Genomic DNA, 17,753 nt, shown 5'->3' with positions numbered 1-17,753 from the left:
CTTCCAGCGTCGGTGACGGTATTTATAGTCAAGACGACGACTGTCGGCGATGCTGGAAGCGGTCACCGACAGGAGTTGCTTTTAGGCTGTAGGCTGCACGTAACATTTTTACACAAACGCCTCTATCCCGGTGATGTCGGCTCCGATGATCAGCCGGTGGATGTCGTGGGTCCCTTCATAGGTATAGACCGACTCGAGATTCATCATATGCCGGATTACCGGGTACTCGTCCAGGATGCCGTTTGCGCCAAGAATCTCCCGTGCCGTACGCGCTGTATCCAGCGCCATACTGACGTTATTCATCTTGGCCATGCTGACCATCTGATGGCGCATCTTATCCTCATCTTTATTCCTCCCAAGATGATACACCAACATTTGTCCCTTGGTGATCTCCGTCACCATCGTGACGAGTTTATCCTGAATCAGCTGAAAGGAGGCAATCGGCTTGTCGAACTGGATTCGTTCCTTTGCGTAATTGAGCGCCGTTTCATACGTTGCCATCGCCGATCCGACTGCTCCCCAGGCGATACCGTACCGTGCCTGGGTCAGACAGCTCAACGGTCCGCGTAATCCTTCTACTTCCGGCAGAATATTTTCGGCGGGAATCCGCACATCCTCCATTATCAGTTCCGAGGTGATCGACGCCCGGAGCGAGAACTTCCCCTTCATCTCTGGCGCAGAGAAGCCTTCAGCATCTGTGGGGACGATAAAACCACGCACGACGCCGTCCAGCTTCGCCCAGACGATGGCTACATCCGAGATAGTTCCGTTGGTGATCCACATCTTGGTCCCGTTCAGGATGTAGGAGTCTCCATCTTTGACTGCTTTTGTCTTCATTCCTCCGGGATTCGAGCCGTAATCCGGCTCAGTCAGGCCGAAGCAACCGATGAGCTCTCCGGAGGCTAGTTTCGGGAGCCATCTTTGCCGCTGTTCCTCGCTGCCAAATTCATAGATCGGATACATCACCAGCGCACCTTGTACCGAGGCAAAGCTCCGGACTCCGCTGTCCCCGCGCTCCAGCTCCTGCATGATGAGACCGTACGCCACATTATTCAGATTCGGACAACCGTATTTCTCCGGCAGATTGGAGCCAAACAGCCCCAACTCCCCCATCTGACCTCCGACTTCCATAGGGAAAGTTGCTTCCCGGTGATGTTCTTCGATGACAGGGATGACTTCATTATCAACAAAGTCCCGGACCATGTCCCGGATCATGAGTTCCTCTTCCGAGAAATGGTCGTCCATTTTGAAATAATCCACACCCTGAAATTTAGCCATGTCTGCTCCTTTTACGCATCAATGTTTGCGGCCCGGGAGTGTATGATCCCGGTGGTTTTATTTGTAATCTAATCCTGCCATGGCGTGAGGATTGTACGCAGGGTTTGTCCGCTGCGTACGCTGGTCAACGCCTTCTCTATCTCCTCAAGCGGCATCCGTTTGGTCGCGAGTGCCTCAATATCATAATCACCTGCAACAACGTGTTCAAACAAGGTATAATACGAACTGACCGGACACCCGAGCACGCCGAAGATGCTCCGTTCTTCAAAAATAAGATTGGGCTCCGGAAATTTCACTTCGTTCCGGGTGTATCCTGCGACGATCAAGCGTCCCTCGGGTCCGAGGCACGTAAACGCCTGGTAAATGGTTCTCGGCGCACCGATAGCCTCGTAAGCCACATCGACGCCCCCATCTGTAAGATCCCGGACGTGCGCTCCCAAGTCCCGGATGCCGTGAGAATTCACGGTTTCGTCCGCGCCCATTTCTTCAGCCCACTGGAGTTTCAATGGGTTCATATCCAGCGCAATAACCCGCGCCCCAGCGTGTTTGGCGATCTGAATTGCAGCAGTCCCTAAACCACCCGCGCCGAACACCAGCAGCGTTTCGCCCTTTTGGATTTTTCCAACGTCGACTATCGCGTGAAAGCTGGTACCAAATGCGTCCGCCAATACGGCCCCTGTTTCCAGTGGAACTTCATCCGGTAGCGGAAGCGCACCACTGACAGGGACCTTCACATATTCCGCATAGCCGCCGTGAATTTTATTCCCCGGGATGGTACGTTCGCGGCAGAGATTGGTTTTGCCGCACTGGCAAAATGTACATTCTCCACACGGGATAACCACCGGCACCAGAACCCGTTGACCTTTTTTAACCGAATCCACGGCTTCTCCCACGGTTTCTACCGTCCCGGTGATCTCATGCCCCAAAATCACCGGTGGTTCCGTTAGCGGGGGTACACCATGATCGATAAAATGGAGATCCGTATGGCAGACTCCGCAGGCCGCAACTTTGATCAGGACTTCTCTCGCCCCCGGTACCGGTGTATCCCAGTCTTCAATCTCCATCGTGCTGTACGGTTTACGAAAAACGGCGGCTTTCATGATTTATAGAGGGTCTCCCATGCGATGTATTGTTGCTCTGTGACTCCCAATCCAGGTGCGGTCAGTTCAGAGAACGACCCGTTTTTGGCGCGCGGGCCTGTAAATGGATCATTGGATAGTAACAGGTTTCCGTCCAGGTCCAGATAATCTGCAAACCCTCCGATGGCAGCGGCGGGAGCAATTCCTGCCGAACTTTCCACCATGCAGCCAAGCATTACCGATTTACCGAATGTCTTTGCGGTGTGGCACATTCGCAATGCCGCGGTGATACCGCCACATTTGACCAGTTTGATATTGATACCATCATAAGCCGGTAAAATTTCCGGCAAGTCATCGATATGACGGCAGTCCTCGTCTGCGATAATGGGCAGTGGCGATTGCTCCCGCAGCCATTGGACGTCATCGGGATTCCCGGCCGGCAGCGGCTGCTCCACGAATTCTACGTTCAGTGTCTCGAGCCACTCGATTTTCTCGAGCGCCTCTTCCTTGTTCCAGCCCTCGTTGGCATCCACCCGCACCAGTTTATCGGTCATCTCTCTGACATTGGCCATTATCTGTTCATCGTTGTCTGAGCCCAGTTTGACTTTCAACAACGGATACGATTCTGCTTCGGCGACCTTTGTTCGGATAGTCTCCAGGTTGTCGATGCCGATGGTAAAGGACGAGAGCGGCCACTCCAACCCGGCGCTCCCTGCCAAAGATGTTACCGGTGTATCGAATATCTGTCCGAAGACATCATAATACGCAGAAGTCATAGCAGATATCAGTGAGTCAACGCCTTCACAGATGTCAGTCAGCCATTCATGTAATATCCAGGGTTGGAAGATGTCGCAAAGATCAGAAAATTCCGGAAAATCAATCTGCTGGAGTACACGAAGGTTCTTTTCCGCCGATTGTTCGTATCGCGCCGACGGAAACGCTTCACCGTAACCGGTGATACCGTTATGCGTAATTTTAACAAGTAAAGTGTTATAGAACTCGGAGGTCTCCCGGCTGATACCGAATCGGTGTGTTGGAATGAGTTCGTATATGGCGGCGGATACTTCCATCAAAGGGATTACAGGTGCAGTTTCTGGATCATGGTATCCACGGCTGAATCGTCGGGAAAGCGCACCAAATCAGTAGCGGGCAGCCCTGTGTGATGACCTATATCCTCGCAAAGCGCGTGTGCAGTATCGTCGGAGAATTCGCTGGTATCCAGCTGCACCCCAATCGTATGCACCGGCTTAAACCATTCGATAATCCGCTCGTAATCGTTGATCATCTGGCGGTAAGGCGGGAAGTGGAACCCATAATCGTTGGCGCTGCAACTGGGGCGGTGTGCAAACAGGAATGCGTCCGGCATAGCGCCGTGTAGAATGCCAAGGGTTACTGCGGAAAACCCTTCATGATAGATTGCGCCCTGTCCCTCCACAATTATGACATCCGGATCACTTTCCAGCTCCTTCCGGATGAGCTGCTCCACCGCAGCGGAAATAAAGTCACCTGGTACTGCATCAACTACAATACCGCCGTTGTTCAACAGGATTCCGGTCTGGCCTGTGGCAACAAATCCGACGGAATAGTCCCGCTGCTCAAACTGACGCTTCAGCTCCCACGCCGCAGTCAATTTTCCGAAGGCACAGTCCGGGGCAATGGTTTGCACCACCGGCACCGTCCGCTCCCGCCAGAATCCCTGGGAAACTTCCGGGATCTTTGGCGGCTTGCGGAGGTCGATAAGTTGTACGTCTTTTTCTTTGGCCAGGTTGACCAGCTCAGCGTTATCACACAGGAAAGAATGTAAGCCGGAGACGATATGCAGTCCGCCGGTGATGGCTTCTTTCAACGGCTCCAGCCATTCCTCCGGCAGCTGTCCTCCGGACGGAGCCACCCCGATAATCAGGTGCGTCGGATTGTAAGCTAGCCCCGCCGCTATTCCAGAGACCACCGGGATATCCGAATCTATGGTGCTATTGACATCCCGGACCGTCTTGTCGGTATACCGGGAGTCGACAACAGCGCAGATTTTGTCCGGCTGATAGCGTAACAGGACGTTTGCGGTCTTGGAGGTACCGGCGCCGAATTTTCCTTCTGCATAGATGAGATATTTTGCATCGGATTCAGGCTGAAAAAGGCGCGTTGAGTTCGTCATTTTATTCCCGTATCCTTGAGTGAAATCGCCGGCCGTTCTTCGGACCGTATCCGGAGAATGGGACGAGTCTTGTGCGTACAAGTATAAACAGGCGGAACTTCTGTGGCAACGACTTGTTGGCGATCCAAAGATATCATCAGTGCTGGTAAATTAACCAAGGCGGAAGGCCTTCACAACTATGCCGTGCAAATTAAATAAATTTTTTCCGCAATAGGAAATGGCTCAGGAGAAGAATACTAACAGAATCAAAGGTCGCGGTGCCACCGGGAACCCGAAGAACCGGTTCAAAGAGCTGGAATACGATTTCGATACCGGTGATAATGAACGCCCGGCGACAAAATTTTACCGGGACGCGTCATCTTCTATCATTACCTACAACGAAAGTCCTGACGTGGGATTTGACGCCAGTATCAATCCGTATCGCGGGTGTGAGCACGGCTGTGCGTATTGTTACGCCCGTCCGACGCATGAGTATCTGGGTTTTTCGGCGGGACTGGACTTTGAAACCCGGATCATGGTCAAGGAAAATGCTCCGGAACTCCTTCGGAATGAATTGGCGTCCAAATCGTACACACCACAGGTGCTTGCCATGAGTGGCGTGACCGATCCGTATCAGCCGATTGAGCGGCACATTGAACTGACGCGTCGATGCCTGCAGGTCCTGGCCAAATGTCGGAATCCGGTGGCGCTTATTACTAAAAACCACCTGATTACCAGAGATGTGGATGTGTTGTTGGAATTGGCCTCGTATCAGGCCGCGAAGGTGCACTTATCCATCTCGACGCTGGATAATTCCCTTCGGAGCTTCCTGGAGCCTCGTACTTCCCATACGGACAAGCGCCTGGAGGCAATCCGGACCCTGAATGATTCCGGAATTCCCGTCGGCGTGTTGGTCGCGCCGGTGATTCCCGGTCTGACAGATCACGAAATTCCGCAAATTCTCCAGGAAGCAGCATCCGCCGGTGCGAAATTTGCGGGATACATAGTTCTCCGGCTCCCGTTTAATCTGAAGAAGCAGTTCGAGGAGTGGCTTGAGACCAATATTCCGAACAGGAAGGAGAAAGTCCTGAACAGGATTCGGCAGATGCGGGACGGAGATCTGAACGAAACGGAATTTGGAACGCGCATGAAAGGAAATGGAAAATTCGCTGACCAAATTGCCGATCTATTCCGCCTGGGGATACAAAAATCGAAGCTCAACCAGGAATCGTTTCCGCTCTCCACCAAGGAATTCATACGCCCTTCCATCAATGGGCAAATTCATTTATTTCACCAGGACGCCGAGTAGTTTGAAGTCTCTCCGATTCCTCCCTATATTTTAGTTTGAAGAAGATGGGAATAATGACAGAAAGGTATGAGTAAATATAAATGAAATTCGCACACACAATGATCCGGGTTTTTGACCTTGAGAAATCTCTGGACTTCTATGAGAATGCCCTCGGATTTGAACTTGACCGGACTTCAGAGCACGAGAGTGGAAAATTCAGCCTTGCTTTCCTCGATATACCGAACAGTAATGCCCAATTGGAACTGACCTACAACTGGCCACGGGAAGAGCCGTACGACCTCGGCGACGGATACGGACACATTGCGCTGTACGTGGACGATATGGATGCCACTGTAGCACAGATTCGATCTGCCGGATACGAATTGGATCGCGGCCCTACGACCTCTCCATCCGGAAATAAACAGATGGCGTTTGTCAAGGACCCGGACGGCTATGCCATTGAATTATTGGAGGTCTCCTGACGATCGTTGTGTGACCTCCCATTATAACCGATGAGCCAGACTCCACAACATATCGTTTTAATGATCGCCGACAGCCTGCGCTACGACAGCGTTTGGAACGAGGGTGATCCGGCCCTACCCTGGCTAAATGAGAATAGTACGACTTATCACCAGGCGTATTCGGCCGGGTGCTGGACACTACCCTCCACAGCGTCGATGTTTACTGGTTTGGACCCGCATGAGCACGGCGCTACAACCCGGTCCCGCGGGGTGAATCAGTCGGTACAGACGTTAGCGGAATCGTTGGGTGACAAGGGTTATAAAACCGTCCAGCTCACGGCGAACCCGGTGACCACGCACATCTTTGGCCTGGACCGTGGTTTTGATAAAATTGAACGGGTCTGGCGCTCGATGAATCCGGGAACGATACCTTTGGCGAACATTCTGGTTTTACTCGGCAAACGGCGTATCCGGGACAAATTCCTGAAGGGTGACTTTATCACCGGCAAAATGACAGAGGATATCCAGGCCGGCCAGTCATGGGTACACTCGTTTTGCCAATCCCAGTTCCAGCGGGCACATGAAATTCTGAAAGCTGCCACGGCAAAGGGTCAAAAGGTCTTCCTGTTTATCAATCTGATGGAGACCCATTTTCCGTATCACGTGAGTAATAAATTCCAGGTAATGTCTCGCGGTATACTGGACAAGTTCCGGGAACTGAAGAGTATGTTCCATATGGTGAATCAGTCCTGGCTTGCGAATGACAAGGTGTACATCGAGCCCCGGATGCTGAACCTGCTCCGGAGCCGGCAAAAAACCTCCTGGCGGAAGTTCTCGTACGCCATCGATTCCTTTTCCGAGTCGATACGAGATACCTACCCCGACTCGCTCTACATCTTCACCTCGGACCACGGGGATAATTTCGGCGATGAGGGCTGGCGCTACCATTTCAGTAACGTTACCGAAGCCGGGAACCGTGTTCCCCTGTTCGTTGCCGGGCCGGAAGTCCCTGCTGGCGAAGAAACCACAACGCCGACCTCCATCAGGCTCCTGAAGCAGTTTATCGTGAATGCCGCAGAAACCGGAATTCAGCCAGAACGCCTGGAACCTCAATTCTACGATGCCCTTCCCTTGCTGGAGAGTTTCTGGTATGACAAGAACGGGAAAACGCTCTCAAAATTTCAATCAGATCAGTTCGGGTTTATCTATGACGGTCACCGATACACGAAAAATGGCGACGGCTGGCATCTGTATAAACTCGGTGCCGAAGACAGCGCAGTCATTGACGCCATCCCATACGATGCCGATCCGGTCTATGACCTGGATATGGATAAGTCACAGCAAAATTTTCTACGGGAGAAGTACGAAAGCTTCAGGAAATTCAGCCGGTCAATTTCCTGAGAATGGAGGTTGACACGTGCTGGTCCACGGGTTATATTAGTATCGCTTTTTGAGAGAAGAAAAATTATACCGCGGGATGGAGCAGTCTGGTAGCTCGTTGGGCTCATAACCCAAAGGTCGCTGGTTCAAATCCAGCTCCCGCTACTCTGGAAACCCCACAATTTTCGAATTGTGGGGTTTTTTATTTGGGGGAGACTTCTGCCGGGTCCTCACTGAAACTGGACCAGGGGCGCTGGTTCCCCCGCAGGGATCACCGTGGGAAAATCCAGCTACCGTTACTACCAAATCCGTTGTGCAAGGCAGCGGCATTTTTTGTTTAAACCTCACCCACAGTTCCTTCCCGACGGTTCGGGTCAGGCTCCTTCGCAAGGAAAGGGAAGCGTGATTTCTGAATTCTTGAGTTGTAGTTCACGGGTAGTAATCCTTCTCCCGACCTCCCTTATCTTCCCAATTATTCCTCCTTTTGCCTTGATGCAAAAGGAGAAAAAAAATCAAGGCTCTGCCGTTCATTTTGACCGTTTCAAGATTCGCGTCAGACCAGAACCGGAACTCCCTCCGGTCAGACAGCCGATTCTGGATTCCTTCCGCTCACCGAAACGGTGCCCAAAATGAACGGCAAGGCCAAGTGATAACCGTATATTGTTTATAATACTTCGCTGTCTGAGCGCCCTGTAAAACATCTCAATGAGCATCTATATTGCTGCTTTACATCAGAAATTGGAAAGTGTTGAATTGGCAGAGGCGTGAGTTCGAAGTTTTTTTTGATTTTTTTCCCGAAGGGATCTCGTCATTAATTTCTTAGGAGTTTAATTTACGAGATTCCTCCTCCGGGAGGAGTCCCTTCCGGGACGCTCGTCTGCGCCCGGCCGGATGTAAAGAACGGCATTACTGGTATGTTTCTGTAATGATACCGGGGAATGATACTCTCTCAACGCTTGAAGGGGATCAGCATAGAAGTTTTACGGAACCAATCCTTTATCGCTGGAACATTCCTCCCCGGTATTCCATGACAATGTTTCCGGATGCCGATTCAATTCTGACTGCGATCACCGGTGACGAACGATAGTGGATCCGGCGACACGCTATCGAAGGGACTGCCCGGTTTTTCAAAAGTGAGAATCCATGGTCGAACCCTGACAATGAGAATTTGGAACAGTGGCAATCACTCCAGTCACAGCTGTATACACGCAAAGCGGAAGTTCTGGATACTCTTCATGTCGCTATGGACGATTCCGACCCGGACGTTGCCCAATCGGCAGAGGATGCGATTGATACAATAGCACAACAAGTGACACCATCCGCCGATAATGAACACACCCTACCGGAACGTGCGCAACTGAGAAAGAATTTTCCCAATCCGTTTAACCCGGTAACCCACATTCCATTTTCTCTTCCCGGTGAAGCTTACATCTCGCTTGCTGTTTACGATTTGTCCGGGCGAAAGGTCGCTACGTTGGCAGATAAACGTTACTCACCAGGAGAACATCAGCTGGCCTGGCAGCCGGAAGACGTTGGATCCGGCGTGTTTGTTATACGACTGGAGGTTGACGGTAAAATCGCTCAAACCCAAAAGGCGGTATATATAAAATAGGATTACCGGGCAAAGTTATTTCGTCAGTAATCCGGTACTGGTTTTTTTTCAGATTTGAATCTATTAAGAAGGCCATTCCAATATGTACCGACATATTGCATTCCAGGGATGCAGTATCATTTCCGATTACTTTTAACCCGGCGGGAAATCTCGTCTTTTTCATAAGTTAGTTCATACAGATAGTTGCCGCCCACACCGGATCGCAGTGTGTTATACATTGTTAGGCAGGGGATGTGAAAAGAGGTTGTCTGCTGGTCCTAACGCGTCTATCGGGTTCAGGTGATTCAATCCCTGCGTGTTGCCCCGCTCGTAATTATAAACCCCGGGTTGAAACCCGGGCTATTCACGTTCTATCTCTGCGTGATCGGCTGGGCGAACAGCATTTCGGGCGGCCATAGAAGCCCGAAATCAACGTTTCAGATCCCCGGGCAATTGTCCATATGGAAAAGGACGATACCTGAGACTCGAGTATTTTCGGTCTCTTTTGATCCTTCAAATTTCCGTGAGTATATTAATCAATACTAAAACAGTCATGTTTATTTAACTGCAGGGAGGGTGACCATGGCACAGACATCACTGGAAAAACATTTTACCGCCAGGTCCATTTTTGCCTTTGGCGTGGCCGGTATGCTGGCTTCCGGTATTTTTCTGCTCCCAGGTTTAATTTATAGCAAAGTCGGATCGACTGCCGGATGGGTCTATCTCGTCGCCGGCTTGTTCATAATTCCAACCCTCCTGAGCAAGGCCGAATTAGCCACTGCTATGCCCCGGGCAGGCGGCGCATACTACGTGCTCGACCGAAGCATGGGGCCAGCTGTGGGAACGGTTGCCGGACTAGGGACCTGGCTCTCTCTCGTGTTCAAGAGCAGCTTCGATCTCATCGGACTCGGCGCCTATCTCCTGCTCTTTTTAACACTTCCGATTAAGCCAGTCGCCATTGGACTCTGTATCGGATTTGCGATACTCAGTATCGTTGGCACCAAACATGTGGGGCGTTTGCAGGAAGTGATGGTTGCAATCATTCTGGCTGGGTTGGCCTATTTTATTGCCACCGGCCTGTTCAACCTGGATCACGGTGCTATCACGGCGAAGACAACCTGGAGCACTACCGCATTCCTTGAAGCGGTTGGCTTGGTGTACGTCAGCTTTGCCAGCCTGACCAAAATTATCAGCATGGCGGAAGAGGTTGAAGATTTGGATAAGAACATCCCCATGGGGATGTTCACCGCCCTGGCGGTAACCGTTGCCCTCTATCTCGTCGGAATGTTCCTCATCCTGCAGATCGTACCCGGTTCCGTGCTGGATACTACGTTGACACCGGTGGCCGACGCCGCCGGCCAATATCTCGGCAACTGGGGTGTTATCGGGCTGTCTGCAGCCGCCGTCCTTGCTTTCAGCGCCTCGGCTAACGCCGGACTCACTGCGGCTTCGCGTTATCCCCTGGCGCTCAGCCGGGACGGACTGGCGCCAAAATGGTTCGGCAAACTGGGTCGATTCCAGACGCCGACACCTGCCATTATATTGACGGTTGGTGTGATGATATTATTTATTCTGCTGTTGAATCCTGAAGGCGTAGCCAAGCTCGCCAGCGCATTTCTCCTGGTCATCTTTGGGATGCTAAACCTGGCGGTGATCATAATGCGCGAGAGCAATATTCAAAGCTACGATCCCGGCTTTCGGTCCCCGGGTTACCCATGGATGCAGGTTTCGGGAATCGCCGTTTCCGTGGTACTAATCCCGTATTTGGGTATGGTGCCCAGGATCGCGGCCGGCGGACTGGTGGGAGTGGGACTGCTCTGGTACTTCCTGTACGGCAAAGAGAAAGCAAAACGAAGCAGCGCGCTGGTGCATATCTTCTCCCAACTGGGTGAAGACACCGAAACCAAAGTAGATGAGTATCTGCGGCAGGCACTTCGGGAAAGAGGATTACGGGAAGAGGACTCCCTGGACGACGTGATCTACAGAACACTAATTTTCCGGCACAAATCCGGCAATGATTACCACGAAACGCTAAACCAGGTTGCGCAACTCTTTTCGGAACGGGTCGAGGTCCCGGCGGAGACAATATTTCAAGCGTTGCGCGATGCGGATGACAAAGGATTCACGCCCTCGGCAAATCACATGGCGCTCCCTCACGCATATCTGCCGGACCTGAAATCCCACGAACTGGCCGTTGTGCAATCTTCCGAGGGACTGAAGCTGGGGCCCGATGACGAACCGGTCTATGCGCTTTTTGTCCTGATTAGTCCCACTGATACGGCTCGTCAGCACCTTCGGCTCCTCGCGGAAATCGCCAACCGCGCAGACGGCATCGATTTTACCGGTGAATGGCGGCAGTGGAGCCGGCAGTCGATTCAGGAGCACTTTCTCCACTCGGAGACAATCGACGAAATTACCGTCGGGCAATCACTGCTGCCCAATCACACCATCGGTCAATTATGGATTCACAAGGATTGCCTGATTCCGTTTATCGTCAGAAATGGCGAACTCATTATTCCCCATGGAAATACGATAGTTCAGAAAGGCGATACTATTACGCTTATTGGAACGCAGACCGGCGTTCAACAGACTATGGATTGGCTCAAAGATCCGGTTTTCGATGTAAATCCCAAACCGCCTGAAAACGAACGTGAGCTTGCGAGGTACTAACTGCTTTATATGATTACCCGTTTAAAGCCTTAATTACTTTGGCTTTAAGCGGGTGATGCTATTTTCTGAGTACAAATCCCATTACCACCCCAATTGCGACGCCGATTGTCGTTCAAAGAGCCAGTGGTTACGCTGCGGCTCCGATAGCTGCGCTAATAACTGCACCGACAGCAATCCACATCCTCAGTGGCTTATTTGATTTGATTCGCTTTATTACTCCTTCCCTTTAAAAACGCTCTCGTGCGGCCAGTAAAGCACGTAGCGCGCTTCATGTACCTGGTAAAACGGTACCAGTTCCAGGTCTTTATACCTGGCCGGGGTAATTACGTCGGAAGCCGTAAACGTTAAAGACTTCCCCTCCACCGGTTGGATTTTATCTGCTATTTCATCCGGATTCCCGACAAATCCGGGTGAAGCCTCCACAGGATAAAGGGTATCCCCCGGGATGTGTCCCCATCTGCCGCCGTCAGCGAACAGGCCCTCCAAATAGGACCTGCTGGTTTTCGCTGCGAGGACAAACGGGCCGTGGAGCACCGCGTAATATTTTGAACCATCGGGCAGAGACTCCAGCCGGGTTTTCATCGACATTCTGAGCTCCACTGTGTCGCCGGACTGCCACTCCCGGGTAATGGTGCTAAATCCGCCGGGGCTTCCGGTTACCTTCTGCTGCTTCCCATTGATTTTTACCTCGTATTTATCTTCGATGACCCAGCTCGGATACCGGACCTTCAAACTAAATTTCACCGGCGAATCAGCCTCAATGCTGAGAGTGCTGGCTTCGATGTCCGGAAAGTCGGTCGCTTGCGTAATTGAGATCCCTTTTTCCTGCCACCGCACTTTCGACGGAATAAATAAGTTCACGTAAACGGCATCATTATCGTGGGCGTAAATAAATTCATCGTATTTGGAATGATTCTCCATGCCGGATCCCACGCAACACCAAAAGCTGCTGTCCGGCTGGGAATAGACGCGATAGTACCGCGGATGCATCGGCGTAAAGTAAACGAATCCACCCTCGTCCGGATTTTGCGAAGACAGGATATGATTGTACAGTGCACGCTCGTAGTATTCTACATAACGAGGATCACCGTCTGCTTCGAACAACTTTTCGGAAAGTCGCAGCATGTTATAGGTATTACACGTCTCGGGCCCCTGGCGATCCTGAATCATTGGTGTGAAATCGCCTGCCGGGTTAAAGTGCTCCCGGACGCTGTTTCCGCCGATGGCCACCGACCGGTTTTTCACCACGGTTTCCCAGAAGAATTGAGATGCCTCGTGCCATCCCTGATTATCGGTAAGTGCCGCAATCCGCTGAAAGCCTATAACCTTGGGAATCTGAGTATTGGCATGCAGACCGGTGAGACTGTCTTCTTGCTGAATCAGCGGATTTAAAATTTCTCGGTGAGAAAAACGTTGAGCGATCTTCAAGTACTTCTCTTCCCCGGTTATGGCAGCTACGTCCGCGAAAACCTCGTTCATGCCTCCGTGTTCCGCCTGCAGCATCTCCTGAATCTGCGCGTCGCTCAGATCGCTGGTCAGCTCAAGCGCCCAATCACTCATTCCAACCAGCACCTCGAGCGCTTCCTCGTTTCGGGCATACAGATAGGCATCGCGCAGCCCCGCGTACGTCTTGTGGATGTTATACCACGGTACCCAGCCACCGTTCAGACCAAACGGTTCCGCATTGATTTCTCCGGCGGCAATTTCGCTCCATATCCGATCGCTCTCCGGCACTCCACCCACATATCCGTTTCCGTTCGCCTCCTGACATCGCTTCAGTTCAGAGACCATGTAATTCAGACGATCCAGTACTTCCTGGTTTCCAGTCGCCGCATACATTCTGGAGAGTGCGGAGATATAATGCCCGGCGGTATGGCCTCCCAGTCCGGTGCCCTCCCAGTTTCCGTAGATCTCAGCCTTCGGCTCCAGCCCGGCCTCTCGAAGATATGGCACTAATAATCGATCCGGTTCCATTTCAAACATGTATTCCAGATCGGTGGCACGTGCCTGGGTAAAAGGGCTTTCCAGCAGTGTCACATCTGCGGGCGGGAACGTCGTGACCTGATTCCCATCGGCGGGATAAGCAACGGCGGTCATCAGGATCAACAGAAACGACATCAAAATCTTTGGAAATTTTTTCATGGATTATACCTCACAGAGTGATTGAATGGGTAAATGCTGTTTGAGTCAATAGTGTCCTTGTGCTTTTCGAATTGGATGAACGCAACCTGAATCAGGTATACGATATTACTCAAAATCCGATTTCTTCACAACAGGGAAGGCGCTATACCTTCCTCGGAATTCTCCAGGAGGCCCGAAATGAACCCAACCTAAAGCCGAGGGAATCAAAAAAAGGGTCGAATCTCACCATTATAATCTCTGGAGAGCGGGTAGGAAAAAGTGCAAACAATACTATAACTTCAACCATCTTATCTATGCTCAATACAGTCATCTTGTAACTAGGAAAAAGTCGGAAAACCGTATCAGTCTGTCCAGTTCGCTAACGCTGCCCCCGGAGTACTTCTTTAATTTTAGTGAGGACTTCTTTCAATTCGAATGGTTTCTTAATTATTTCCCGAAAGCCGGCTTCCTGCAGAGAGAGGTAATTTTCTTTGTCCACATATCCTGTAATGCCAATGATTGGCATCTCCGGATCAACTGAATGGAGTATTGTGGCCACTTCCATTCCACTCATATCCGGCAATCCCAGATCGGTAATTACGGCATCAATGCCATCCACGTGTTCCCGAAAATACCGGATGCCGTCATCTCCCGTTTCCACAGACTCTACCCTATAATCACTGGATTTCAACCTCTCTGTCAGAATTATCCTGATGGGTTCTTCATCTTCGATTATAAAAATGAATTCGCCGTCTCCCGTAAAATCCGGAGGGATATCCGCTGGAATTTCAGATTCAACGAGATCTGTGGTTACGGGTAACCCGATTGTGAATGTGGTGCCTTTTCCAGGACTGCTTTCCACGTCAATCCATCCGTCATGGTTTTTTACGATTTTATAGGCGACGGCTAATCCTAAACCGGTGCCATTTCCATGTTCTTTCGTGGTAAAGAACGGTTCAAATATCTTTTCTTGCGTCTCCTCACTCATCCCATGGCCTTCGTCGACGACTTCAACACAGAGATATTCTTGCGCGGGTTCTTTGATATGCGTATTGATTTCCTCCGGGTTTGCCCTGCGAATTCCAAGTGCAATCGTCCCACCTGAATTCATGGCGTGCGAGGCGTTAATACACATGTTCAACAGCACCTGCTGTAACTGGTTTTTTTCCACCGCAACCAAATCATTTCCCTGGTAGCCTTCCACCTTAATTTTAGTATCTGTGGGGAGGGTATGTCTGGCAATCTGTTTAATGGAGTACAAAAATGACTGTAGCGACACCGGTTGAACCTTTGGTTTGTCGGAGCGGGTAAAGGTCAGTAACCTGTCCGTAATAGTCTCTCCCCGGGCCAGAGCAGCTTCCATCATTTCAAAATATTTTTCCGTGGAATTTTCCGCCTCAATCTTGAGCTGGAGCATCTGTAAGGCTCCGCTCAGTGTTGCCAGGATATTGTTAAAATCGTGAGAGATACCGCCGGCAATCTGTCCCATTGATTCCATCTTCTGGGAGTGAATCAGCTGCTCTTCCAGTTTTTTCTGTTCGGTAACGTCAGTAACAGTCCCTTCGTAGAACAGAATTTCACCCTCCTCAGTTTCCACCGTGTGCGCATTTTCCCTGACGGTTATTTCTATGCCGTCCTTTCGCATCCAGGTAGATTCGAAGCCCGTAATTTTTCCGTGTTCCTCAAGTAGCCGCTGGTATTTATCCCGGGGATAAATATCAAAGCACGGGCAATCTTCAACCCGCATCCCGGTGAAGGTTTCCGGATCTTCATATCCCAATATTTCGGCAAATCGGGGATTCACCAGCAGAAATTTTCCTTCCGGGGTAATCCGGTAAAAGCCCTCCTGAATATTCTCAAAGATTTCCCGGAATTGCCGCTCGGATTCACGCAAGGCTTCTTCATGTTTTTTCCGTTCACTGATATCCCGTACCACGCTAACCACTTTACCGTCTGGCGGCTCATCCTCGGAAAGCCAGGAAATGGTATGGTTTGTAATTATTTCGTCTCCGTCCCTGTTGCACATTTGATACTCGCCATGGAAAACCGAGTCTTCTTCCAGAACGGACTCACTCCATTTCCCGAATTTCTGGTAATCCTCCAAATTACAGTACAATTGTTCAGTGGTGTGTCCGGTTATTTCATCCTGTAAATAACCAAAGATCTGCTCCACAGCCTGATTGCACGAGATCACTTTCCTTGTTTTCGAGTCAACAACAAAAACAGCCTCCTCCAGTGCTGATAACGTCCGTTCATACAGGTTGTTACTCTCCCGAAGACGCGCCTCCATCTTTTTACGCTTGGTCACATCCCGGTACAGCCACAGATTACCGCGCTGTTGACTCTCTATCTGAATAGGGATGAAATCCCGTTCAAAAAAACGGCCGTCTTCCAACGAAATTTCTTCGCCGATCGTCCGGGTCTTGTTTTCGATCCGGGCCTCTATCTCCTTCTCAAATTCTTCGGGATCTTTTAAAAGAGTTTTAATTCGGGCAATCAGGTCCGGCCCGTTTTCTCCGATTAACTCGCCCGGATTTTCGAATCCGAGATAGTCACAAAACACCCGGTTTGCATGGATGATATTCCGCGAGTCATCCTCAACAACTACTCCGACAGACAGGTTCCCTATCAGCGTGGAAAAGAGCGCCAGGTTTTCACGGAGTTCTTCCTCATTCTCGTGTTGCTCCGTGATATCTTTGGAAACACTCAAAAACCCGGTCCGATTCCCCAGATCGTCGTTCTGTTCGGTAATGACCTGATCCAGCCAGATAATCTCACCGTCTTTCCGCTTTGCCTTCCGGGTTTGCCGGTATTTATTATCTTGTGTGACGGTTTGTTTAATGTCTTCTAAATTTGATTTGTTTACCTCATCATACAGAATGGAAACATGCTTGCCAAAAATCTCGTTTTTCGCATAACCGTATAACCGTTCAGCGCCCGCATTCCAGTAGGATATCCGTAAATTTTTGTCCGTACCCACCACCGCATCGTGGATATTCCGTAAGATTTCGGAGTGAAATTCCAGCTGCTGGCGCTGCTCCATTTCCCGGGTTACTTCACGGGCGATTCCTTCAATGGCTGTTAAATCACCGCTTTCGTCATACAACGGTGTTATACGATGCTCGAACCAGAGAACTTTCCCGATCGAATCCTTCCATTGATGGGTCAGCGTATTCGAAAACTGTTGGGGATTTTCCAGCAGGTGGTTAAACCGTTGCTTATCCCAAGGGAACAAATCCTTTCTAAAATGGGCCGGGTCCTCGTAGAAGTATCCCTGGGGCCGACCTGTTATTTTTTCTACCGCCGGACTGATATATTCGATTTCCTCCTCTGGCTGAAATGTGTATCGATAGACGATATCCCGCCCGTGTTCCGCCACCGCCCTGAAGTGCGTTTCCAGTTGCTCCCGCCTGGTTTCATATTTGGATTGGTAGGCTTTATATTTCCGGATTAGAAAGTAGAGCAACAAACCGGAGACTAACACAAAGCCCCAGCCTTTATACGTCTGGTAGCGTATTAATGCATCTGTACCTTCAAGGTGTGCCGGCAGGATATTATCAGAAATATAGATGTATATTCCGCTTATGAGGATGTAAAACGAAGCAATCTTAAATTCGGCTTTGCTCAAAAACCGCTTTATAAATACCAGGGACATACTTCCTCCCGTTAAAATATGACAGGGTAGTACTGACAAATGTAATATAGAGAATACTCAATGAGAGGGCAAACCCGGGACTATTCCTACCGAATTTGA

At 50.5% G+C, this 17,753-nt stretch carries 11 protein-coding genes and 1 tRNA gene; 6 read left to right on the top strand and 6 right to left on the bottom strand.

Annotated features, from left to right (window positions below):
• Window positions 1-108: 108 nt before the first annotated feature.
• The 4 genes from K9N57_05095 to K9N57_05080 form a co-directional block, all read right to left on the bottom strand.
• Window positions 109-1,278 carry an acyl-CoA dehydrogenase family protein gene (locus tag K9N57_05095; protein MCF7803545.1) on the bottom strand — a complete coding sequence of 390 codons (1,170 nt, stop codon included), beginning with the start codon at window positions 1,276-1,278 and terminating at the stop codon, window positions 109-111.
• A 68-nt stretch (window positions 1,279-1,346) separates the two neighbouring features.
• Complete coding sequence (locus K9N57_05090) at window positions 1,347-2,378, bottom strand: zinc-binding dehydrogenase (protein MCF7803544.1); 1,032 nt, start codon at window positions 2,376-2,378, stop codon at window positions 1,347-1,349.
• Window positions 2,375-3,427: a dipeptide epimerase gene (locus K9N57_05085; protein ID MCF7803543.1), complete on the bottom strand. Its 1,053-nt coding sequence runs from the start codon at window positions 3,425-3,427 to the stop codon at window positions 2,375-2,377. Before K9N57_05085 ends, K9N57_05090 begins: the two co-directional genes overlap by 4 nt.
• 8 nt (window positions 3,428-3,435) lie before the next feature.
• The gene (locus K9N57_05080) at window positions 3,436-4,509 is read right to left on the bottom strand and encodes a DUF1611 domain-containing protein (GenBank protein MCF7803542.1); all 1,074 of its coding nucleotides are present in this window, start codon (window positions 4,507-4,509) and stop codon (window positions 3,436-3,438) included.
• A gap of 217 nt (window positions 4,510-4,726) precedes the next feature.
• Between K9N57_05080 and K9N57_05075 the strand changes: the two genes are divergently transcribed.
• The 6 genes from K9N57_05075 to K9N57_05050 all read left to right on the top strand — a co-directional run bounded on the left by K9N57_05075 (window position 4,727) and on the right by K9N57_05050 (window position 11,878).
• Window positions 4,727-5,797: a PA0069 family radical SAM protein gene (locus tag K9N57_05075; protein ID MCF7803541.1), complete on the top strand. Its 1,071-nt coding sequence runs from the start codon at window positions 4,727-4,729 to the stop codon at window positions 5,795-5,797.
• Between the two features lie 80 nt (window positions 5,798-5,877).
• Window positions 5,878-6,258, top strand: coding sequence for a VOC family protein (locus K9N57_05070; GenBank protein MCF7803540.1), 381 nt, complete (start codon window positions 5,878-5,880; stop codon window positions 6,256-6,258).
• A gap of 30 nt (window positions 6,259-6,288) precedes the next feature.
• Window positions 6,289-7,638 carry a sulfatase-like hydrolase/transferase gene (locus tag K9N57_05065; protein ID MCF7803539.1) on the top strand — a complete coding sequence of 450 codons (1,350 nt, stop codon included), beginning with the start codon at window positions 6,289-6,291 and terminating at the stop codon, window positions 7,636-7,638.
• A 70-nt stretch (window positions 7,639-7,708) separates the two neighbouring features.
• Window positions 7,709-7,782: transfer RNA gene (locus K9N57_05060), tRNA-Met, on the top strand.
• A 1,003-nt stretch (window positions 7,783-8,785) separates the two neighbouring features.
• Window positions 8,786-9,229 carry a T9SS type A sorting domain-containing protein gene (locus tag K9N57_05055; protein ID MCF7803538.1) on the top strand — a complete coding sequence of 148 codons (444 nt, stop codon included), beginning with the start codon at window positions 8,786-8,788 and terminating at the stop codon, window positions 9,227-9,229.
• A 561-nt stretch (window positions 9,230-9,790) separates the two neighbouring features.
• The gene (locus K9N57_05050) at window positions 9,791-11,878 is read left to right on the top strand and encodes an amino acid permease (GenBank protein ID MCF7803537.1); all 2,088 of its coding nucleotides are present in this window, start codon (window positions 9,791-9,793) and stop codon (window positions 11,876-11,878) included.
• A gap of 213 nt (window positions 11,879-12,091) precedes the next feature.
• Here the strand turns inward: K9N57_05050 and K9N57_05045 are convergent, their stop codons facing one another.
• Window positions 12,092-14,020: a glycoside hydrolase family 127 protein gene (locus tag K9N57_05045; protein MCF7803536.1), complete on the bottom strand. Its 1,929-nt coding sequence runs from the start codon at window positions 14,018-14,020 to the stop codon at window positions 12,092-12,094.
• 358 nt (window positions 14,021-14,378) lie between these two features.
• Complete coding sequence (locus tag K9N57_05040) at window positions 14,379-17,654, bottom strand: PAS domain S-box protein (protein MCF7803535.1); 3,276 nt, start codon at window positions 17,652-17,654, stop codon at window positions 14,379-14,381.
• Window positions 17,655-17,753: the final 99 nt, after the last annotated feature.

Source organism: Candidatus Neomarinimicrobiota bacterium, assembly GCA_021734025.1.
Taxonomy (GTDB): Bacteria; Fidelibacterota; JAANXI01; order JAANXI01; family JAANXI01; genus JAANXI01.
This window is presented reverse-complemented; position numbering and strand designations above follow the sequence as displayed.